Origin of the sequence: Motilimonas sp. E26, assembly GCF_021278025.1 — a bacterium.
In the GTDB taxonomy this organism is placed as follows: domain Bacteria; phylum Pseudomonadota; class Gammaproteobacteria; order Enterobacterales; family CBDFNC01; genus Motilimonas.
The window spans coordinates 70,585-92,910 of sequence record NZ_JAIBHJ010000006.1; the positions used below are offsets into that span (position 1 = coordinate 70,585).

18 protein-coding genes are annotated in these 22,326 nt (G+C 43.7%); 14 read left to right on the forward strand and 4 right to left on the reverse strand.

The window, feature by feature from the left end; genetic code table 11:
- Nucleotides 1-6: 6 nt before the first annotated feature.
- The 3 genes from pgm to K1M91_RS07250 all read left to right on the forward strand — a co-directional run bounded on the left by pgm (nucleotide 7) and on the right by K1M91_RS07250 (nucleotide 5,410).
- On the forward strand, nucleotides 7-1,653 hold the full coding sequence (gene pgm / locus K1M91_RS07240) for a phosphoglucomutase (alpha-D-glucose-1,6-bisphosphate-dependent) (RefSeq protein ID WP_232801038.1): 1,647 nt from the start codon (nucleotides 7-9) through the stop codon (nucleotides 1,651-1,653).
- A 215-nt stretch (nucleotides 1,654-1,868) separates the two neighbouring features.
- Nucleotides 1,869-4,343: a glycogen/starch/alpha-glucan phosphorylase gene (locus K1M91_RS07245; protein ID WP_232801040.1), complete on the forward strand. Its 2,475-nt coding sequence runs from the start codon at nucleotides 1,869-1,871 to the stop codon at nucleotides 4,341-4,343.
- Between the two features lie 86 nt (nucleotides 4,344-4,429).
- Nucleotides 4,430-5,410: a succinylglutamate desuccinylase gene (locus K1M91_RS07250; protein ID WP_232801042.1), complete on the forward strand. Its 981-nt coding sequence runs from the start codon at nucleotides 4,430-4,432 to the stop codon at nucleotides 5,408-5,410.
- Nucleotides 5,411-5,453: 43 nt separating this feature from the next.
- Here the strand turns inward: K1M91_RS07250 and K1M91_RS07255 are convergent, their stop codons facing one another.
- Nucleotides 5,454-6,506 (reverse strand): 3-deoxy-7-phosphoheptulonate synthase, encoded by a 1,053-nt coding sequence (locus tag K1M91_RS07255; protein WP_232801043.1) that lies wholly within the window; start codon nucleotides 6,504-6,506, stop codon nucleotides 5,454-5,456.
- A gap of 224 nt (nucleotides 6,507-6,730) precedes the next feature.
- Between K1M91_RS07255 and K1M91_RS07260 the strand changes: the two genes are divergently transcribed.
- Together K1M91_RS07260 and K1M91_RS07265 are read left to right on the forward strand one after the other, a co-directional pair.
- Nucleotides 6,731-7,270: an elongation factor P hydroxylase gene (locus K1M91_RS07260; protein ID WP_232801044.1), complete on the forward strand. Its 540-nt coding sequence runs from the start codon at nucleotides 6,731-6,733 to the stop codon at nucleotides 7,268-7,270.
- 5 nt (nucleotides 7,271-7,275) lie between these two features.
- Entirely contained in the window at nucleotides 7,276-7,539 is a 264-nt protein-coding gene (locus K1M91_RS07265; RefSeq protein WP_232801046.1) for a YfcL family protein, read from the forward strand.
- Between the two features lie 16 nt (nucleotides 7,540-7,555).
- Here the strand turns inward: K1M91_RS07265 and K1M91_RS07270 are convergent, their stop codons facing one another.
- Nucleotides 7,556-8,545, reverse strand: coding sequence for a diguanylate cyclase (locus K1M91_RS07270; RefSeq protein WP_232801048.1), 990 nt, complete (start codon nucleotides 8,543-8,545; stop codon nucleotides 7,556-7,558).
- Between the two features lie 3 nt (nucleotides 8,546-8,548).
- Nucleotides 8,549-9,619, reverse strand: coding sequence for a response regulator (locus K1M91_RS07275; RefSeq protein WP_232801050.1), 1,071 nt, complete (start codon nucleotides 9,617-9,619; stop codon nucleotides 8,549-8,551).
- Nucleotides 9,620-9,974: 355 nt separating this feature from the next.
- Here K1M91_RS07275 and K1M91_RS07280 point away from each other — a divergent pair, with 355 nt between their 5' ends.
- On the forward strand, nucleotides 9,975-10,574 hold the full coding sequence (locus K1M91_RS07280; protein ID WP_232801052.1) for a DUF922 domain-containing protein: 600 nt from the start codon (nucleotides 9,975-9,977) through the stop codon (nucleotides 10,572-10,574).
- Between the two features lie 37 nt (nucleotides 10,575-10,611).
- Here K1M91_RS07280 and mnmC read toward each other — a convergent pair whose 3' ends face one another.
- Entirely contained in the window at nucleotides 10,612-12,591 is a 1,980-nt protein-coding gene (gene mnmC / locus K1M91_RS07285; protein WP_232801054.1) for a bifunctional tRNA (5-methylaminomethyl-2-thiouridine)(34)-methyltransferase MnmD/FAD-dependent 5-carboxymethylaminomethyl-2-thiouridine(34) oxidoreductase MnmC, read from the reverse strand.
- 122 nt (nucleotides 12,592-12,713) lie between these two features.
- Here mnmC and fabB point away from each other — a divergent pair, with 122 nt between their 5' ends.
- From fabB to K1M91_RS07325, 8 genes are all read left to right on the forward strand, one after another.
- The gene (gene fabB, locus K1M91_RS07290; RefSeq protein ID WP_232801056.1) at nucleotides 12,714-13,925 is read left to right on the forward strand and encodes a beta-ketoacyl-ACP synthase I; all 1,212 of its coding nucleotides are present in this window, start codon (nucleotides 12,714-12,716) and stop codon (nucleotides 13,923-13,925) included.
- Between the two features lie 91 nt (nucleotides 13,926-14,016).
- Nucleotides 14,017-15,141: a 4-phosphoerythronate dehydrogenase gene (locus K1M91_RS07295; RefSeq protein WP_232801057.1), complete on the forward strand. Its 1,125-nt coding sequence runs from the start codon at nucleotides 14,017-14,019 to the stop codon at nucleotides 15,139-15,141.
- Nucleotides 15,142-15,193: 52 nt separating this feature from the next.
- Complete coding sequence (locus tag K1M91_RS07300; protein ID WP_232801059.1) at nucleotides 15,194-16,210, forward strand: aspartate-semialdehyde dehydrogenase; 1,017 nt, start codon at nucleotides 15,194-15,196, stop codon at nucleotides 16,208-16,210.
- 223 nt (nucleotides 16,211-16,433) lie between these two features.
- Complete coding sequence (locus K1M91_RS07305; RefSeq protein WP_232801061.1) at nucleotides 16,434-18,791, forward strand: FimV/HubP family polar landmark protein; 2,358 nt, start codon at nucleotides 16,434-16,436, stop codon at nucleotides 18,789-18,791.
- A gap of 117 nt (nucleotides 18,792-18,908) precedes the next feature.
- Entirely contained in the window at nucleotides 18,909-19,697 is a 789-nt protein-coding gene (gene truA, locus K1M91_RS07310) for a tRNA pseudouridine(38-40) synthase TruA (RefSeq protein ID WP_232801063.1), read from the forward strand.
- A 9-nt stretch (nucleotides 19,698-19,706) separates the two neighbouring features.
- Complete coding sequence (folC, locus tag K1M91_RS07315) at nucleotides 19,707-20,942, forward strand: bifunctional tetrahydrofolate synthase/dihydrofolate synthase (RefSeq protein WP_232801064.1); 1,236 nt, start codon at nucleotides 19,707-19,709, stop codon at nucleotides 20,940-20,942.
- A 3-nt stretch (nucleotides 20,943-20,945) separates the two neighbouring features.
- Complete coding sequence (dedD, locus tag K1M91_RS07320; protein ID WP_232801066.1) at nucleotides 20,946-21,728, forward strand: cell division protein DedD; 783 nt, start codon at nucleotides 20,946-20,948, stop codon at nucleotides 21,726-21,728.
- Between the two features lie 108 nt (nucleotides 21,729-21,836).
- The gene (locus K1M91_RS07325; RefSeq protein ID WP_232801068.1) at nucleotides 21,837-22,325 is read left to right on the forward strand and encodes a CvpA family protein; all 489 of its coding nucleotides are present in this window, start codon (nucleotides 21,837-21,839) and stop codon (nucleotides 22,323-22,325) included.
- Nucleotide 22,326: the final 1 nt, after the last annotated feature.

Genomic DNA, 22,326 nt, shown 5'->3' on the forward strand with positions numbered 1-22,326 from the left:
ATAATTATGTCACTTCACCCACGTGCAGGTTTACCTGCCGAGCAACAAGATTTAACGGATATTCCTACTTTAGTTTCGGCTTATTATACTAATAAGCCAAACGTAGAGGTACGTGAACAGCAAGTCGCTTTTGGCACTTCTGGTCACCGTGGTTGTTCATTTGACAGTGCATTCAATGAAGATCATATTTTGGCTATTAGCCAAGCGATTGCAGAATATCGTCAGCAGCAAGGCTATCAAGGTCCGTTATTTTTAGGTAAGGACACCCACGCTTTATCAGAGCCAGCGTTTGCTAGTGCGATTGAAGTGTTAGTTGCCAATGGGGTTAATGTTGTGGTGCAAGCGGGTTTAGGCTATACCCCAACACCGGTTATTTCTCACGCCATTTTGAGCTTTAACCGTAGTGGTGATAATCCCTTTGCTGATGGTATCGTGATTACGCCATCACATAATCCACCGCGTGATGGCGGGTTTAAATATAATCCGCCAAATGGTGGCCCTGCCGATGGCGATGTCACGAAAATTATTCAAGACCGAGCTAATGAAATTTTAGCGCAAGGTTTAACCGCCGTTAAACGTATGGATTATCAAACCGCACTGGCCAAAGCTGAGCACTATGATTATGTCGCTCCTTATGTGGCGGATCTTGAAAATGTGCTGGATATGAAGGCCATTGCTGCAGCGGGCGTAAAAATTGGCGTCGATACGTTAGGCGGCTCTGGCGTGGCATTTTGGCCCGCTATCGCGAAACATTATGGTTTAGATATTACCGTGGTTAACGATAAAGTTGATCCTACTTTCTCGTTTATGACCTTAGACAAAGATGGCAAGATCCGCATGGATTGTTCATCACCTTACGCCATGGCGAGTCTGATCAAACTAAAAGACCAGTTTGATATTGCGGTTGCCAATGACCCAGATTATGACCGTCACGGTATTGTTGCCCCTTCTGTTGGCCTGATGAACCCAAATCATTATCTTGCTGTTGCGATCCAATACTTATTTGGCCATCGTCCTCAATGGCCTGCCAGTGCAAAAATCGGTAAAACGCTAGTGTCTAGCTCGATGATAGATCGCGTAGCAGAAAAACTGGATAAACCATTGTGTGAAGTGCCAGTGGGCTTTAAATGGTTTGTTGATGGTTTATTTAATAGCGAATTTGGTTTTGGTGGTGAAGAAAGTGCTGGTGCGTCGTTTTTACGCAAAGACGGCGGTGTTTGGAGCACTGACAAAGACGGCATTATTTTAGCGCTATTAGCGGCAGAGATTATTGCGGTCACCAAAAAAGACCCTGGCGTGCATTATCAAGCGCTTGCCGCTGAATTTGGTGCGCCTTTGTATCAACGCTTAGATGCACCAGCCTCACCAGAACAAAAAGCGGTTCTTAGTAAACTTAGCCCTGAGATGGTTGAAGCCAGCACACTAGCAGGTGAGCCTATTCTCGCTAAGCTAACCAATGCGCCAGGCAATAATGCAGCGATTGGCGGCTTAAAGGTGGTTACTGAAAATGGTTGGTTTGCCGCGCGTCCATCCGGCACCGAAAATATTTATAAGATTTACGCGGAATCTTTTTTAAATGAAGAGCACTTAAAGAGTATCCAACATGAGGCTCAACAAATTGTCTCGGCGGCATTTACAAAAGCCGGGCTGTAAACTTCATTAGGTGTGATTAATAAAGGGAGCTTCGGCTCCCTTTTTGATAATTAAATTTCTATATATCATTGAAGTGAAACAAATGTTTGTCATGCTGTCGTCTTATTTACTGGTAAATCAACAATGAATGGTTTACTTTTAATTACCAAACTTATTCACGTTTAACCGTCTTATAGCTGTGATGTTTAAACCTCTCTTTTGTAAAGGAATCCATAATGGCGGCGACAAAAAAGCAGACCAAACCCTTTGATCTCAGTGCAGATAACCTACAACAACGCATCGTTCACCATCTTCGCTCTACTTTAGGTACTCATGAAGATAAAGCTAATGACAAGGCTTGGTGGAATGCGACCTGTGCCGCAATTAATGAACTCGTTTTTGAAAAGTTAACCGATACCCAAGCGTCACACTCTAAGCAAGATACTCGTGCGGTTAACTATTTATCTCTTGAATTCTTAATGGGCCGTCTACTGTCAAATAATTTACATAATCTCGAATTATTTGGTGAAGCAGAGCAAGCCCTCAAAGCCTTAGGTAAAGATATCTACCAAGTATGTGAAGAAGAGCCTGATATGGCATTAGGCAACGGGGGGTTAGGGCGCCTTGCAGCCTGTTACATCGATTCGTTAGCAACCTTAGGTTACCCGGCTATCGGTTACGGTATTCACTATGAACATGGCTTGTTCCGTCAAGAATTCAAAGATGGTCACCAAATTGAGCGCCCTGATAGCTGGCGTGAATACGGTAACCCGTGGGAAATTTGCCGCCCTGAGTCAGTGCAAGAAGTGCCTTTATACGGTTATGTCGAAAGTGTATTTGAAGACGATGGTAGCATGCGTAAAGTGTGGCATGCCGGTCGAAAATTAAAAGGGGTGCCTTGGGATATTCCCATTGTTGGCTACGGTGCGAAATTAGTTAACGTGCTACGTCTATGGGAAAGTAAACCCGGTGAAGCCTTTGATTGGGATGTCTTCAACGCGGGAGGTTATGTCGATTCGCAATCAGAAAAAGCGCAAGCGGAAACCGTGTCTAAGGTGCTTTATCCGAATGACTCAACCGAGCAGGGTAAAGAGTTGCGCTTAATTCAGCAGTATTTCTTCTGCGCTTGTTCAGTTAAAGATATTCTTCGCCGCTTTAAACGTACCAATGACAATAATTGGGATGTGTTTGCCGACAAAGTAGCAATCCAGCTTAATGATACTCACCCTGCTATTTCTGTGCCTGAGTTGATGCGCATTTTAATTGATGAAGAAGGTGTCACTTGGGCTAAAGCTTGGGATGTGTGCCGTCATACGTTTGCCTACACTAATCACACATTACTACCTGAAGCCCTAGAAAATTGGTCTGTGAGCCTATTTGAACGAGTACTGCCGCGCCATCTTGAAATTATCTACGAAATTAACCGCCGTTTCTTAGAAACAGAAGTAGAAGCGAAATGGCCAGGAAATGATGAGATGAAGCGCAAGTTGTCGATCATTAAAGAAGATGGCGGCCGCATGGTGCGCATGGCTTACTTAAGCGTGGTTTCATCATATAAAGTAAACGGTGTTGCAGCGATACATACTCGTTTAGTGAAAAAAGACTTATTCCCTGAGTTCAATGAACTATACCCAGAGAAAATTGTTAATGTAACTAATGGTGTAACACCACGTCGTTGGTTAAAAGCCGCCAACCCTGAGCTATCGGCATTGTATGACGAAACCGTAGGCACAGGCTGGCCAACCCAGTTAAATTTGTTAAAAGATGCATTGCCAAAAGCTAAGGATAAAAAATTCCAACAAGCGTTCATGGCCATTAAGCATGACAATAAACAGAAACTGGTTACAGAAATTAAAACGTTGACTGGTATTGATGTCAGCGCTGATGCGATCTTTGATATCCAAATTAAACGTCTACACGAGTATAAAAGACAGCAACTTAATCTGCTGCATATTTTAACCTTGTACCGCCGTTTATTGGCTAATCCTGAATTAGACATGGTGCCTCGTGTATTTATCTTTGGTGCTAAGGCTGCGCCGGGCTATCACATGGCTAAGCAAATCATTTATGCCATTAATAAAGTTGCAGATAAAATAAATAATGACCCGCGGATCCAAGACAAGCTAAAAGTGGTCTTTATGCCAAATTACCGTGTGTCATTGGCCGAGAAGCTTATCCCTGCGGCAGATGTATCTGAGCAAATTTCAACTGCGGGTCTAGAGGCATCGGGCACCGGTAATATGAAACTTGCTCTTAACGGCGCATTAACAATTGGTACCCTTGATGGTGCCAATATTGAAATAGCCGAAGAAGTAGGTGACGACAATATCTTTATTTTTGGTTTGAATGTAGATCAAGTCGAAGCGCTTAAAAAACAAGGTTATAACCCTTACGATTACTACTATGGTAATGCAGAGCTAAAAGCTGTGCTGGACTGGTTAGACAGTGATTACTTTACGCCAGGCCATCCAGGTGCGCTATCTGATATTAAGCGCAGTCTGTTAGAGTGGGGCGATCAGTACCTTTGTTTGGCTGATTATCAAGGTTATTGCGATGCCCATGGTCGTATTGATCTCGCATATCGTGATACAGCAAAGTGGGCAGAAATGGCGATCATTAACTCCGCATGCATGGGCAAGTTTAACTCTGACCGCTCTATTCAAGATTATGTTGATAACATTTGGCACTTGAAAGCTTGCCCACTAAGTTAGTTTTTTGGCTAGAAGAAGTTATAGAGGGAAGCCTATTGGCTTCCCTTTTTTGTCTATACTTCAGTTAAGTAAGCTTAGTTGGAGTGATGATGGACTTCATTGATTACACCTTAGGTCGATGTGAGGCAGCAGAATTTTTAGCGTCTAATACCAGTGGTATTCGAGTCGAATGTTGGGCGCCGGGAGTATTGTATCTTGATGGCAATGGCCCCCGTAGCCTGATTCTTTCCGCTGGCATTCATGGCGATGAAACGGCGCCTATCATTATCATAAATCAACTGATTAAACGGGTATTCTTGGGTGAATTAGAGGTTGTTAATCCATGTTTGTTTATTTTGGGGAATCCGGATGCGATTGAGCTTGGGGTGCGCTACCTTGATACTAATCTAAACCGTTTATTTTGCGGCGCACATCGTAGTATTGAACCCTGTAAAGAGGCGGCCAGAGCTGATTTATTAGAGCGTTGTGTGGAACGGTTTTATACCATTCATCAAGACACTGACAAGCTGCATTGGGATTGCCACTGTGCTATTCGGGGTTCGGTTTATAATACCTTTGCTATTGTGCCTATCGTCACCCACGAATTGAGTTTATTGAGTCACATAGATGAGCTCCAGCATGCCGGGATCCAGGCCGCGGTATTGAGTCAGCTAGCAACCAATACCTTCAGTTATGCATCATTTCAACAATTTAAAGCTCAAGCCGCTACATTAGAGTTAGGTAAAGCGTTGCCATGGCATGAAAATAAGATGAGCGATCACCAGAAGCTCGTGTGTTATTTAATTCGGCTTTTAGCTCATGTTGAGGACGAAGATGAAACGATAGCGAAAGATGCGTTGATTATTTACCAAATAGCGCAACAGATAGTCAAAACTCAAGCAGACTTTAGTTTTAATTTTTCAGCAGAGGTAGACAACTTTACCCCCTATCAGCAAGGTACCTTATTAGCGCAAGAGGCGGGGGCTGAGTATCATGTGCAAGCAGAGCGAGAATTAATTTTGTTTCCCAACGCGAATGTTGAATTAGGAGCAAGGGCATTATTAACGCTGACACCCTGCTCCTTGTAAACCAATACAACTTATTTTAGTTGCATTGGTTAACAGGTGGTGATTATTTGCGGCTATCGCGGCTTGCTTTAGCCAGTTCGTGTAGCATTTTTTCTGTGTCTGACCAATTGATACAAGCATCGGTAATACTTTTACCAAACACGAGCTCTTTACCATCTTCGACCGCTTGATTACCTTCTTCTAAGAAGCTCTCAATCATGACGCCGGCAATGGCTTTGCTGCCACTGCGCATTTGCGTCATGATGTCTTCAGCTACATCCCATTGCTTTTTATATTGCTTTAAGCTGTTGCCGTGGCTGAAGTCAACAATGATGCGCGGAGTAAGACCAACATCGCTCAGCTGTTCTGCTGATGCTGTCACATGTTTTTGACTGTAGTTCGGTGTTTTGCCGCCGCGTAGAATGATGTGGCCATATGGGTTACCTGCTGTTTTATAAATAGTCATGCGACCATTTTTGTCCGGCGAGTAAAAAATGTGACGCGCTTTAGCGGCGCGAACGGCATCCATTGCGATTTGTAAATTACCATCGGTGCCGTTTTTAAAGCCAACAGGGCAAGAAAGAGCAGATGCCATCTCACGGTGAATTTGGCTTTCCGTGGTACGTGCACCTATTGCGCCCCAAGTGATTAAATCGGCTAGATATTGCCCTGTTACCATGTCTAAAAACTCAGTGGCAGTGGCAAGGCCCAGTTCGTTAATATCAAGCAACAGGTTACGTGCAAGGGCTATCCCTTTATTCACGTTGTAGCTACCGTCCAGATCCGGATCATTTATTAAGCCTTTCCAGCCAACAATGGTGCGAGGTTTTTCAAAGTAGGTGCGCATCACAATGCATAAATCATCACTCAACTCGTCTTTTAGTTTGACGAGGCGTTTAGCGTATTCAATGCCTGCTGCTGGGTCGTGAATGGAGCAAGGGCCAACCACGACAAGTAAACGCTTGTCTTCACCGGATATGATGGCTTCTACTTCTCGTCTTGCTCTGGTGACGACACCAGCCGCCGCGTCACTGACGGGTCTGATTTCGGTTAACTCGGCAGGGGTAATTAAAAAGTCTTGTTTTTCTGTACGTAACTCGTCAGTTTTCAATGGCATCTGGCCTATTTCCTAATCGTTTGAAACTGCTTTTTTGAGCAAATGTTTAATTATGAATGATAGCTGTCATCACCTTAGCTAAAAACGCCAAGTGTTTAAAGAAAAAGGCTAATGCTGGGCTAAAAAAGCTTATCAGGTGGCAAAAATTCACAGATGTTTGTTCCTTGGTAGGGGAATAGGTAGAATGCGCGTCTAAGTCAGTTAGATAGCGTTTCGAGGTTTGGTTGCACCATTATCAAGATTTAATTGCCATATTTGAACAGTGCTTTCTCGTACATGAGAATACTCAGTTAGTGGCGGGCGAGGGAGAGCCTATCTATTTGCCGGCAGATGAAAAGCATGCGCATCACCGCATTATTTTTGCACATGGTTTTTTTGCTAGTGCGTTGCATGAGCTCTCCCATTGGTGCATCGCGGGTAAAAAACGCCGTTTGTTGGTTGATTTTGGTTATTGGTATGAGCCAGATGGACGAAACGAGCAGCAACAAGCTGCCTTTGAGCAGGTAGAAATTAAGCCCCAAGCAGTTGAATGGGCTCTGGCGGTTAGCTGCGGGTTTGATTTTTCGGTCAGTTGTGACAACCTGTCTGGCATTGAAATTGACCGGTTAGGTTTTCAGCATAGAGTGTACGACCAAGTATTAATCTATCTCGAACAAGGTTTTCCGGCAAGAGCTCAGCTTTTAATTAACGCCTTAGGTGAATTTTATGGCGTTGCTCCATTACAGCGAGGGTCATTTGACTATCGCGGCATGTATTTAAGGTAAATTTAATGTACTCCCTATATGAACAAATAGAACAAAAAGCGGCAGCTATTTTAGATGCGGGCACCAGTGATGAGCTGTTTGCGTCTGGCTATCTATCGGGGCACTTGAGCTTAGCGTTAGCCCAGTGTGAACAGAAAAATACACTGTCAGAACAAGATTTTAAGAAACAAGTTGAATCAGGTTTAGCGCAAGCTTTTACGGCTAAAGAGCTGACCCCACCCGATCAAGTTTTGGTGCAAGAAATGTGGGCGTTTTTATCACAGCCATAGACAGTACTATTGCTGTTTACGTTTCTTTATCGTCATTCGTTTTTTTCGGCAAGGCGGCAGTGCAGGTTTTGTTACGGCCTGATTCTTTTGCCTTGTACAGCGCTGCGTCAGACTCTTTAAGCCAAACACTCTCATCGGCCATATCCTCGTGAGTTTGCGCCACACCTAAACTGATGGTGAAGCAAATATCATGTTCTTCATGATAAACGTGAAGAGCTTCAATGCTTTTACGTAAACGCTCCGCAAAAAATAGGGCTTTTTCGGCTGGGGTATCAATTAATAACACGGCAAATTCTTCGCCGCCATATCGACCCGCTATGTCAGTTTCTCTTAAATTTTGCTTGAGGGCGGCACTAACAGCTTGGATTACTTTATCACCAGCTTGATGACCATAAGTGTCGTTGACACGTTTGAAATGGTCTATGTCAAACATAATTAAACAAGCGTTGGCTTGGGTACGCTTATAACGTAGAAACTCATGTTTGAATTGCTCTTCCCAATAACCACGATTAAAAAGCTGGGTTAGGGCATCAATGCGACTTAGTTCTTTCAGTTGGTTATTCAGATCTTTTAGTTGTAGTTTGTTAACTGCGCTGTCGGTGACGTCGTAAATAATCAAGCTCACATGAGTCACTTCACCGGTTAAGCTCATCAATGGAATGATGGTCATATTTTGGTACATGAACTCAGCGGTGCCGGTTATGGGACGATAATTTTTAAAACGAAAAATATATGGGCGCTGCTCCCAGGTGGTAAACGCGCGGTTTTTTAATAAAAAGACGGATTCAATTTTTTGAGTGAGCCACTCTTTGGGAATTTCATCAAACAAATCAAACATCACTTGGTTTTGTACTTGGCTACCACCTTTGCCACTGTGGTTTTCCATAAAACCATTCCAAGCTTGTACTTTATGCTCACGATCAAGGACCACAAGGCCAACATCGATGGTTTGTACCATCTCGACCATCCAATGAAATTCTTTTAAATCAAAAGCGCTATTTTGCATAATTTAATTCAACAAGTAAGTGAGTTTATTATTTAGGGTTGTGATGGAATCTTCGGTAAATAGCATCAATAAGTCACAATGAATGTTATGATTTTCAATCACATAGTTTATCTCAATAGCTAAGGTTTGCTTCCATCGGGCTTGGTTTTCATTCACTAACTCTGAAATCTGACAATGTTGACCGAGTACTACGGGGTGTCCTTGGCTAAATGACATATCTAATTGTTCTGCAAATCCTTTTAAGAAAGCACCGATCAAAATATTGGCGATATCCATCATCACTTCTACTTCGGCTTGCTCGTTAAGCTCGCCTTTAAAGTTCATTAAGCCTGCCATGTCTTTAAAGCTGGAGTCATGAAATAAAATCAGTGCCTCACCGGCAATACCAGCACCAATATAGCCTTGGCAAACGGCAGAGATAGTATCGGTCGACTCAGCCGCCTCGAGAGCCATGGTTAATTCACTAACTTCGAGTAGGTTTACCGTTGGGATAGGTAATAGTACAAATACGTTAAGTAGTCTTGCGAGTAAATCGGCCGCTTGGCCCATCGCGACGTTTGCGACTTCTTGGTAGGCGTCACGAGCATCATTAGAAAGTTCAATCTTTGGCCCCGCGTAAGCGGTTATGTCATCTTCGGCTAATTCAGCTTCCACAACACTTGGCTCCGGTGCGGCGGGTGGGGCAAGATCAGGGAGTAAGTCCGCTTCATTGATAACGCCATATTGTTTTAAAATATCAGCTATTTTTTCTTTGCTTACCGGCTTCTTAATAAAATCTAATGCGCCAAAGCCCATCACTTTTTCACGGGCTTCAGGCTGAATATCACCTGAAACAACAATTACCATGGCATTTAAGTCTTGTTTGCAAACAGCCTCTAATACTTCGTAGCCATCCATAACAGGCATGTTTAAATCTAAAAATACAACACTGCCTAGGCCCTTTTTAATTGCTTCTAAGCCTTCACCACCGTGGGTGGCAAAGGTAATCTCAACATTCCAATTATCAGGAAGGCTGCGAGCCATCTGCTTACGGGCCAGTGCCGAATCATCACAAATAAGAACGGGTAATGACATGTGAAATTCCTAAAATTGCTTTATTTCATCTTATGGCAATAAATGGGTTATTGCCACGTAAGCGGACCATATATATTGTTTTTTGTGGCATTTTTCGTTGATGTTTGTGGCATAAAGGGGGGCTGATGATTCTTTCTATCAGTTGATAGGATTAGATAAGTTGTAGTTAGATTGCATTATTCTTATTAAGAAAAATGTAAAAGAGTCTGCTTTTTGTGAGAAACATCAGTAAAAAAGCAAAAACAATCATCATCAAACTTGCTCAATTAGAATGCAAGTGATAGCTTGGAGCAGATTTTTATTGGGCTGCTCAATTTCATTTGTGACTCGATCACAGGGAATATTATAACTAAAAATGAAATACTTATCTTTACTCTCTCTGTTTTGCTGTGCAATTAGCTTAGGTTTAAACAGTGCTCATGCTGCCACACAATGGCAAGCTTCTAGTAAACTCGACATGCTGACGCCAAATGTGAACGTCAACTTTAAGTTCTATGATCTTGAAGCTAAGAGCATGTATGAATTATTCCAAAAAATTCGTATTGTTGGTCCTGCTGGACAAGCTGGCAACAAGGCGGCAGGTAAAGCCAGTTATAGTATGAACTGGCAACTCAACTTTGAAAAAAATGGGGCGCAATGTCGTGTTGGCGATGGTGCAGTGGATATCGAAATTGATATTGTGGTGCCACGTTGGTTGAATGTTGATTCTCAATCAGAGCAATCGCAGGCGCACTGGCAAACCTATTTAGGTGGCTTGTTAGACCATGAGAGTGGTCACAAAGATATCGTACTGAAGGCTGCCGACAAGCTTATTGATTACATCAAGTCATCTCCGGTTAATAAGGGATGCGCTCAATTGCAGCAACAAATAGACAAAGCTGGCTATCAATTTTTGGCCCAAGCAAAAGCAGAAAGTGATACTTATGATCAAAGAATGAAGCTGTCTTTCAAATAACGGCTCATTCTGATAAGCATATTGTTACGCAGGCCGCTTATAGCGGCCTGCCTTTTTTCAGGCTTCTAAGCCAATACCGATTCGGATGTAATAACGCTAGAATAGCTTGGCTCACTGGCAATGGCTCACCACTTAGCTCACTGGCCAGTATTTCAGCCATTAACGGAGCGGTACACAAGCCTCTTGAGCCTAATGCGCCCAGCATATAAAGGTTAGGGTAGCAGGCACTGCTTGATGACTCGGGGTTAAACTGCGAAAACGCTTCAAAGATAGGTACGCCGCCAACAAAAGGTAAGTTATCGCGGGTGCCACAGCGCACTCCGACACGCGCATTTTGACCAGAAAAGTCTAATGACTCCGGCCAGTTTACCTTATCAAGAGACGAGATTATCTTAGTGTGATTTTCTTCGTGCTCTTCCAAGCTAAAGGCGCGAGAGTTATCATTTCGTCCGTAGCTAGCACCAATGCAATGCATACCATCATGTGCTGGGGTCAGGTAACCTTGGTAGCATAAAACCGTGCTCAGATTGCTAGTCTGCTCTGTATTCGGTACATGACTCACTTGCCCGCGCACAGGATAAATAGGCAGTTGCTTTAGCGGTGCAAAGTTTAGCTGATTCGCACCACTGGCAATGATGAGCAGATCCGCCTGATGGGTTTGATCGTTACAGGAAAATTGCCAGCTTAATTGGTTTTGCTCAATCTCCTTAACCTCTGCGTTATGGTGAAGGGTTAGTTGACCGCGATCTTGTGCTTCTTTGATCAATGCGTTGGTTAAGTCACTTGGACTAAGCCAAGCGCCATTGGGGTAAAGCAGTCCTCTGGCACCAATGTCTAAGCCAACTGTCTTGCACATTTCTTCTGCACTCAGCGCTTTCACTAAAGTTGTAGGGTATTGTGTATCGATAATTCGTTGAATTTTTTTCCCAGATTTTTCATTGTAATCCACCTCAACAACACCGCAAAAATCATGACGAATAGGGTGGTGAGCGAGTTGTCTAAGGGTTTGACAGCTAAATTCAAAGGCATGAGCAAAAAGCTCGCTGTTATTGACATTGTTAGGACTCAGCAGTGGGTAGAGGGCTCCTTGTCGGTTGCCCGAGGCATCTTGTGCGAGTGTTGCATCTTTACAAAATAGCTCAACTTGCCAGCCTTTATTGACCAACGCGAGAGCCGTTGCTGCTGATGCGATCCCCCCTCCGATTATTGTTGCTTTATTGCTTGTGCATTGGGGGGGGTCTCTGCGCTGAAAAGGATGAGAAGGCTCTTCGGCGCGATGATATTCAATTTCCCCAGCTAGCATTTCTCGTTTTCTGCCAAACCCTTTTACTTTTGACATGGTAAAGCCTGCTTCTATTAAACCGCGGCGGACAAATCCTGCTGCCGTGAAAGTTGCAACAGTGGCACCGGGTTTTACTAGTTTAGCCATGGCGTTAAATAACTCTTGCGACCACATATCCGGGTTTTTACTAGGCGCAAAGCCATCTAAGAACCAACAATCCACTAAGCCGCCCAGTGGGCAATAAATTTTTGGTAAGGAATCGTGTATGTCGCCAAACCATAAATCCAATACTATCTCGCCATGTTGTAAATTCAGTCGATGGCAACCAGGCGTGGCGCTAGGGTAGTGCTGGAGCAATTGTTTCGCTAATTCAGCCAGTTCAGGCCATTGACTTAAAGCTTGAGCTAAGTCTGCATGGGTTAAAGGGTACTTTTCAAAACTGGTAAAATACAGCCTGCTGGGCCCTGAATCGGGGTTACAGACTTTAAACTCGTTGAAGCACTGCCAAGCAGTTAAAAAGTTTAGGCCGGTACCGAAGCCTGTTTCCGCGATGACAAAGTGATCTTGAGCAAAATTATGCCATCTATTTGGCAGTTTGTTAGCACTGAGAAAAACATGTTTAGTTTCATCTAATCCATTGATATTTGAGAAGTAAATATCATCAAATTGTTCCGATGTCGGGGTGCCATTGTCGTTCCAGTTGAGATTTGCGTGCTCGAGTTTTTGATTTAACAAGGAAAATTTCACTATTTTATGGCATGATGTTGCCGATTTTACCTTAAATTGTCGAAAGCCGACCAGTTGTCATAAACAAAATGATATAATAGTCGGCAACGTGAGAACCACAGGGTCTATAAATGAGAAGAGCAGTCATCACAGGTATCGGTGTTATTTCCAGTATTGGTAACAATAAAGAGGAAGTACTAACGTCACTACAACAGGGCAAGTCCGGTATCCGTTTTTCTGAGCAATTTGCAGAATACAAGTTACGTAGCCAAGTTTGGGGTGCATTGAATGTGCAACCAAAAGATCACATCGACCGCAAAGTTATGCGTTTTATGGGTGATGCAGCCGGTTTTGCTTACTTAGCAATGGAGCAAGCAATTGCTGATGCACAGCTGTCCGATGAAGACGTATCAAATGAGCGTACGGGCTTAGTGGTTGGTTCAGGTGGCGGCTCGTCTGAAAACCAAGTGGCAGCAGCAGATATATTACGTGAAAAAGGCGTAAAACGCGTTGGTCCTTATATGGTACCAAGAACGATGGCTAGTACTACATCGGCTTGTTTGGCAACGCCTTTTAAAATTAAAGGCATTAACTATTCAATTAGTTCGGCCTGTGCAACCAGTGCACACTGTATTGGCAACGCGCTAGAGCAGATCCAACTTGGCAAACAAGACATCGTTTTTGCTGGTGGTGCTGAAGAGCTACACTGGACATTGGCGATGGAATTTGATGCCATGGGTGCATTGTCAACAAAGTACAATGAAACACCTGAAAAAGCGTCTCGTACTTATGACGCTAATCGTGATGGTTTTGTTATCTCTGGCGGCGGCGGTATGGTTGTGGTCGAAGAATACGAGCACGCAGTTGCACGTGGCGCAAAAATTTACGCTGAAATTGTCGGTTATGGCGCAACATCTGATGGCTACGACATGGTGGCTCCTTCAGGTGAAGGTGCGGTACGTTGTATGAAGCAAGCCATGGCGACGGTTAAAGGTGACATTGATTACCTTAATACGCACGGCACTTCTACACCCGTTGGCGACGTTCGTGAGCTTGAAGCTATTAAAGAAGTGTTTGGCGATAAGGCACCAAAAATCAGTGCAACCAAGTCAATGACGGGTCATGCTCTTGGTGCAGCAGGTGTGCATGAAGCCATTTACAGCCTGCTAATGGTTGAAAACAACTTTATTGCGCCAAGCATTAACATCGACCAAGCAGATGAAAAAGCGGAAGGCTTGCCAATTGTTAAAAATGTTGCTGAATCAGCAGAGCTGAAAACAGTGATGTCAAATAGCTTTGGATTTGGTGGCACTAACGCAACGTTAGTATTCCAAAAAATCTAATTTAGTTGGATTGAATGGATAGAGCAGGGAGCATTCTCTGCTCTTTTTTGTTTCTGACGCTTATAAAACTTAGGCTAACGTTATTACTAAGATGAAAATTTTTCTCGATTCCAATATCCCGTTTGCTCAAGAAATGTTCAGTGATTTAGGTGAGCTGCACTTTTTCGAAGGGCGAAATGTGACCGCTGAGCAATTAAAGGATGCTGACGCCCTTTTGGTGCGTTCAATTACGCAAGTCAATGAAGCCTTATTATGTAAGAACGAACGGCTTCAGTTTGTGGGTACCGCCACCATTGGTATGGATCATATTGATAAAACCTATCTATCTGCGCGCGATATTCCATTCCATAGTGCCCCAGGTTGTAATAAAGAGTCAGTGGCACAATATGTCGTGAGTGCGATCTTAGTACATGCTGAAAAACACCTGATTAATTTACAAGGTAAAACCGTTGGTATTGTGGGTGCCGGGAATACGGGGAGCGCTGTTTGGCAAAAATTAACGGCATTGGGCATGAAGTGCCACCTATGTGATCCGTTGCTGGAGCAGGCCGGAGACAAACGTCAGTTTGTTGACATGAAAACCATCATGGAATGTGATTTTATTAGTTTGCATGTACCGCTCACGGTGGATGGGGATTATGCAACCAAGCATTTATTCGATCAGCAGCGTTTACGTCAGTTGAATCAGCATCAAGTGCTAATTAATACTTCACGTGGTGATGTTATTAACAATCAAGCTTTATTAGAGCGTGTTGAATCAGGTTCGTTACCAACCTTGATTTTAGATGTATGGGAAAATGAACCAAATATCGAAATGGCTTTGTTACCTTATACTGACATCGCGACACCGCATATCGCGGGCTACAGCTTAGAAGGAAAAGCCAATGGTACAGAAATACTGTACCGGGCTTTGTGTCAACAATTAGGTGAAACGCCAAGTAAAAAAGTAAGCCAGTTTTTACCACCTGCGGTCGTCGACAGTATTCAAATTAATGCAGAGTTGAACCAAAACTTAGTGAAGTCACTCGTTCATCTTGTTTACGACGTAAGGCGTGATGACAACATTTTTCGTGCCGAGATAGGCCTACCTAATGGTTTTGATTTAATGCGGAAAAATTATCGTGAACGGCGTGAGTTCTCGACACTGAATGTGTCTCTTGGCGCAAATCAAGAAGCTCACTTACTGGCTGCGTTAGGTTTTACCATCGCAAACTAATTTAATAACAATATTATTCTATGCATCTCAATATGATGCTTGGAGAGGGATTATGGAACGTTTAATCAATATCGCAGTACTTGGCGCTACAGGCACAGTAGGCAATGCTGTGGTCGAGCAGCTAGAAGAGCGTGAATACCCCGTTAATCAATTATTCCTACTGTCTAGTGATAATGGCGCGGGTGAAACCCTGATGTATAAAGGCAAGCGTCAACGGGTGCAAAATGTCGCTGATTTTGATTGGAGCCAAGTTGAAATTGCCATTTTTGTCGCTGGCGAGCAAGGTGCTAAAGAGTGGGCAACAGTGGCGACAGATGCTGGCTGTTTAGTAATAGACAGCTCGGCTGCGTTTACTGGTGATCCCGATATCCCACAGGTTATTCCGGAAATCAATGCAGGCGCTTTGGCACAAATTCATCAATCGAAAATTGTCGTTAGTCCAAGTTGCGCCGTTATTGCTAGCGCTTTAGTGCTGAAGCCAATCCATGATGAAGTGGGTATTACTCAGGTCAATATTTCAACCTATCAGTCAGTGTCTAGCGCGGGTAAAAAGGGCATTAGCACCTTAGCCAATCAAACCGCGAAATTACTGAACGCTAAACCTATTGAGCCTGACTATTTTGCTGCGCAAATTGCTTTTAATTGTATTCCTCAATCAGGAAATCGGTTAGCTAACGGTTACAGCCAAGATGAGATGTTACTCGTGTCGCAAACACAGCGCATTCTCTCAGATCCTGAGTTGAAAATAAGTCCAACCTGTGTCGTGGTACCGGTGTTTCATGGTTTAGGTGCATCTTTACACATTGAAACACGCTTTCCACTGGAGATAAACGAAATTACGGGCATGATCCGTGATGCGCAAGGTGTTGAGCTTGTTGAAGAAGCTGACGAGATCGCTACCCAAGTTAGCCATGCCGTTGGTCAAGATACTGTTTACGTTGATCGTGTCCGTAAAGACCTATGCAATGATAATGGAATCCAACTCTGGTTGACCCTAGATAACTTGAAAAAAGGCAGTGCAACCAATTTAGTACAAATTGCTGAACATATAGGCCAGTACTATTTATAATTTTATGTTGCTAACGCACTCGTTTTAATAGAAATATATCATCAATAGCTCCAAAATAGGGGGCTGGATCTCAATTCTAGCCCCTATCCCCCCTGCACTTTCTTTTGTAACTAGATTAGCCCTTCATGCTGGTTTATAGTGATGGGTCATTGAATAAGTATATGCGCTCTCTCAGCGTTATATTTGCTGGTTTTTTGAGCAAATCAAAAATAAAGGATAAAACATGGGACGTTATTTTTCCCGCGCGGCTGTAGCTTTACCTCTATTACTCGCTGCGAGTAACATTAGTGCCGAAGAAGATGTATTCAAAGATGCCCCGGGTTTTTATGTTGAGCTAACTGGGCCCAAAGGTGAAACCGCCAAAGAAGTAAGAACGGTGAAAGCCACGCCTACCGCAGCATCTGCTAGCAGCAGCGCATCAGCTGGAACCTATGGGCCGTTAAAATCTTCTGATACTATGTGGTCTATTGCCAGCAAGGTAAGACCTAATCGAAATGTATCCGTCCATCAAATGATGGCGGCTATCTTTAATAAAAACCCACATGCATTTCTAAATAATGATATTAATCGGCTAGTCAATGGTGCGGTATTAACCATCCCTAGCTATGAAGAAATCAGTGGTGTTGACAAGCAAGTTGCTCGTGAAAGTTTTATTGCAAAAACGCAAGCCGCTAAGCCTGCCACTAAACCTGTGGCCAAAGCTGCTGAACCAGCTAAAGCAGAAAAAGTAGCCGAGCAAGTCGTAACTGAAAAGGTGAAGCCAACGCCTGCGCCAGCAGCTTCTCCTGAGCCGGTACAAAAAGTTGCTGAAACCAAAGTCGAACAAACCATGCCTGATATGGCGGCTAATAATGCCGCGGTTAGTGGGGAGCTTGAGCAGTTAAAAACGCAACTTGATGACTCAAATGAGCAATTGATGCAAGTTGCTGAGTCTAATCAACGCATGAAAGTCAAGTTGGAAGCATTGTCCAATGATTTGTCGACGCTGAAAACACAGCTTCAAGAAGACTCTAAGGTTCAGTTAGAAATCAAAGAGCTGTTATCCCAGCAATTATCCAAGCCAGCACCTGAAGCGGCAGCGCAAGAGGAAAGTGATGATCTACTAAAAATTATCACCTCAAGCTGGTTATATCTAGGCGCGTTAATAGCGATGCCTATTTTAATTCTGTTAGTTATCTTAAGTTTCTGGTTACGAGCTAAAACGAAAAGAGAAGCAGAAGAGCAAGAGCAAGAGATCGCCACATCAACCAGCACTTTGATGGAAGAGAAAAGTGAATATGATGAATTACTTGCCGCCGATGAAGAAGCTCAAGAAGCAAGTGCTTCTGAGCAAGAGTTCACTGTTGAAGATAACTTAGCTGCTGATGAGTTAACCAATGCGAATCTAGCGTCTGATGACATTGACTTAATGAGTGAAATTGACCTTGATTCTGATGACAGCCTTAACGCAGATTTAGATTTTGGCAATGATGAACTTGAGAGTATCAATGATGAGTTTGACTCATTAAAAGAGATGAGTGAGCCCGAGTCTAAAGCAGAGCCTGAAGACAACTTTGATTTTGACTTGTCCGATGGGCTGAATCTGGAAGACGAGTTAATTGAGCCAGAAGTTGAGCAAACTAATAGCATTGAAGAGTTAGCTACTGAAGCGCCAGTGATCGAAGACGAAGTTGTTTTTGAACAACCAATCGAAGAGCCGGTAACGGCTGATACTGTAGCAGAAGCAGAAGAAATAGCATTTAACCCTGATGAGTTACTGTCTGCGGATGATCTTGAAAATATCGAGTTCGAAGAAGCTGAAGATGAATTATTTGAATTAGCTGAGAGCAATGAGTTAGTTCAAGAAGAAGACATGATTGTTGAGCTAGGTGAAGACGATGACATCTTATTAGAAGAGTTGTCGCCAAGTGCCATGGACGATGATCTGGTTTCTGATTTAGCGCCTAAGGCTGAAGCCGCTACTGAGGTTGAAGCACCTAAATCAGCAACAGACCTAGACGAATTTGACTTCAATATGGCAGAGGATACGCCATCAGAGGCGATAGAAGAGTCAGCTGCTGAGCCGATAGAAATTGAAACTGCTGAAAAAAGCAGTGGCGATGATAACGAATTAGATTGGGACTTTGCTGAGATTGATACGGTAGATGAGCCTGTTACTGCACCTGAAATAACAGAAGTCGATGATATTGACGACACTGATCTATTAGCCAGTCAACTTGGAGAGATCGCATTTAACGAGCCATCCTCTCCGGCGGATGTTCCCAATGTAGCTGATGTATCAGACGATTACATTGATATCGAACGTTTACTCGAAGAAAGCGGTGACGAAAGTACTGATGAGCCATACCAAGGTGCTAACTTTGATTTAGGCTTAGACGACTTCCCAGAAGTGTTACCGGAAGCCGGTGGTGTTGATGTTGACATCGATGAAGGCGGAATTGGTCAAAAGCTAGATCTAGCGCGTGCTTATCTTGAGATAGATGACAAAGATGGCGCCAAAAGTATTCTAGAAGAAATCCAAGGCCAAGGAAGTGAAGAGCAAATAGCGGAAGTGACGAAATTACTAAACCGTTTAGGTTAAGTGTTCAGCAAAACTTCACCATAAGGGATGCCAAAGGCATCCCTTTTTTGTTGCACTCGTTCCATCTTGACAAGGTTTGGGTATAATTGCCTCTTTTTTTAATAGGCACATTTTCTCATGCAAATAGCACTCGGTATCGAATACGATGGTTCAGCGTATTATGGCTGGCAAAAACAAATAGAAGTCGATACGGTGCAAGACCGCTTAGAAGCAGCCCTGAGCTTAGTAGCCAATGAAAAAATTGATACATTTTGCGCCGGTCGCACCGATGCGGGCGTTCATGCGACTGGTCAAGTGGTGCATTTTACCACTAACGCTATTCGCAATGAGCGTGCTTGGACGCTTGGTGTAAATGCTAATTTACCTGACGACATAGCAGTCGTTTGGGTTAAAGAAGTACCGGATACCTTTCATGCAAGGTTTTCAGCTACTGCAAGGCGCTATCGTTATATTATCGATAATTCAAACCTACGTAGCGCAATTTTAAGTAAAGGTCTTAGTCATTATCATGAACGCCTTGACGAAAAGCGGATGCATCAAGCGGCGCAATACTTAGTTGGCCGTCATGACTTTACTTCATTTAGAGCAAAGCATTGCCAAGCTAAGTCACCTTGTCGTGACATTGAACATATTCAAATCACCCGTCAGGGGCCGTATATTATCATTGATATAAAAGCGAATGCTTTCTTGCATCATATGGTGCGAAATATTACCGGCAGCTTGATTGAGGTGGGTAAAGCAAAACAGCCGATTGATTGGTTGGCACGGCTTTTAGAAGCAAAAGATCGCAGTGTGGCTGCCGCTACCGCTAAAGCTGGAGGGCTATATTTAGTTGACGTGGACTATCCCGCTGAATTTGAATTGCCAGCTCACCATATCGGCCCATTATTTATTGATAACCAATAAGAAGCATTGATGAAACCAACAAATTTATCTGACTGGCTAAGCCATCTAGAGCAGCTTCACCCAAGTGGAATCGAATTGGGTTTAACCCGTGTCCGACAAGTCGCAGAACAGTTAGCACTGATCAACTTTGATGCAAAAGTGATCCTTGTTGGCGGCACTAACGGTAAAGGTACAACCTGTGCCTTATTGGAATCAATGCTGATGACAGCTGGTTACAAGGTTGGCGTATATTGCTCTCCGCACTTAATTCGTTATACCGAGCGTGTGCGCATAAATGGGCAAGAATTATCAGAGCAAAGTCACTGTGATGCTTTTAGCACGATTGAACAAGGGCGCGGAGATACTGCATTAACCTATTTTGAATTTGGCACCCTAGGGGCATTATATTTACTTAAGCAGGCGCAATGTGATGTTATTTTACTTGAGGTTGGACTGGGTGGGCGTTTAGATGCAACTAATATCGTTGAGCCTGATGTGTCAGTGGTGACCACCATTGATATTGACCATGTAGAATGGCTAGGTGATAACCGCGAAGATGTTAGTTTTGAAAAAGCGGGCATTTTCCGCAGTGGTAAGCCAGCCATTTGCGGCGATTTTGACACTCCTGCGCGTTTGATCGAGCACGCCAATGCTATTGATGCCCACCTCATGCTTGCCAATCAAGCCTTTGCTATGGAAATAGGAGAGGGCGTTTGGCATTGGCAAGGTGGTGAGAAAGCACTGCGAGATTTACCTATTATCCCGCTGCCATTGCAAAATGCGTCAACGGCGTTGGCGACGTTAGCGGTACTGGGTCTTGACATCACACCCGAGCAAATCAAACAAGGATTATCCCAAGCGCGATTAGCGGGCAGAATGCAATGTATTCAAACTGAGCCAATGGTTATTTTGGATGTGGCCCATAATCCGCATTCTGCAGGGTATTTAGCAGAGCAATTAAAGCTAATGCCGAAACAGCCCATTCGCGCAGTGGTTGGTATGCTAAAAGATAAAGACATTAAGGCGACATTAGCGCAATTTGATGGCTTAATCAGTCATTGGTATTTAGCTGACTTGCAAGGGCCAAGAGCGGCCACTGCCGAAGTATTGGCACAATATACGCCCGCTGATGCCAGCCAACTGTTTAAAAATGTTGAGCTTGCTTATCAACAAGCAGTTGCTGACAGTGAGGCAGAGTCGGTGGTAATTGTGTTCGGCTCGTTTTACACTGTAGCGGAAATTATCGATAGACAACAAAAAGGTTAGCGCGTGGCAACTCAGTTTCAAAATCGGTTAGTCGGTACCATTATATTAGTTGCGTTGGCAGTTTTATTTTTGCCAAATTTATTAGATGGCCAGAAAGAATCATATCGGGAAGAATTTGTGGCTATTCCAATCCAACCTGAGATGGCAGAGCCGAGCCAGCAGCAAGCTTATCAGCCGCCCGCTGATTTGAGTGAAGAAGATACTGAGTTTGAGATTGAAACCTTGCCCGATGCGGTTGTTATTAAAGCGCAAGATGATGTCGAGCCAGTCAATAAGCCTGCTGACAATGCGCAAACCGCTCAGACTGATACGGCGGAAAAAGTACAAACAACTAACCCGACACCAGAGCCGATAAAAATAGTCACAGCTAAACCAGTAGAAAAAGCCGTTACTAAGGCTACGCCAGAGCCGGTGAAAGTGGCGAAGGTGAAGCCAACCCCAACACCAAAAGTGGCAAAGGTTGAACCAAAGCCAACACCAGAGCCACTGAAAGCGGGCGTAGTTAAGGCCGTCGCTCCGGTAGCTAAGGCCGAATTTAAAGATGCGGCATGGGTCGTTCAACTTGGCGCTTTTCGAAATGCTGCTAACGTTAAAGCCTTAGTGAAAAAGTTACAGAAAGCGGGCTATACAGTACACACTATTCCGGCAGTGGTGACGGATCAAAGTATTAACAAGGTATTTGTTGGTCCTGATGTATCGGCACAAAAATTAGAACAAAAATTGCCTGCATTAAAGGAACTGACTGGGTTACAAGGGCGTGTCATTGCCTACAACCCTCTTGGCTAAGTGTGATCTAATGCCATTTTTTGCAAGCAATTTGTTAACAAGGGTGATAGAATCGCGGCGTTTTTTAGCTAGGTTGTCCAACAGGATTAACCACGTTCGGGTAAATAAATGGTCTGGATAGATTACGCCATCCTCGGGATTATCAGTTTGTCAGCGATAATCAGTTTAGTGAGGGGATTTGTCAAAGAAGCCTTTTCACTGGCCAGCTGGTTTGCTGCCTTTTTTGTTGCCAGTCAATTTTACTCCGATCTTGCTACCTTATTCACAAATATCAATGACCCCATGATCCGCAATGCCGCTGCTATCGCTGCTTTGTTTGTTATCACCTTATTGCTTGGGGCGCTCGTCAACTACATTATTAGCCAACTCGTCACTAAAACCGGCCTATCAGGCACAGACCGAGTACTAGGTATCTGTTTTGGCGCCATTCGCGGCGCGCTAATCGTTAGTGCATTACTGTTTTTTATGGATTCGTTTACCGCCTTCCCAACTACACCTTGGTGGCAAGCGTCAACCTTAATACCTGAATTTGGCATAGTCATCGAGTGGTTTTTTGAGTATGTGAAAACCTCCTCCAGTTTTTTAACCAGCCCCTAAA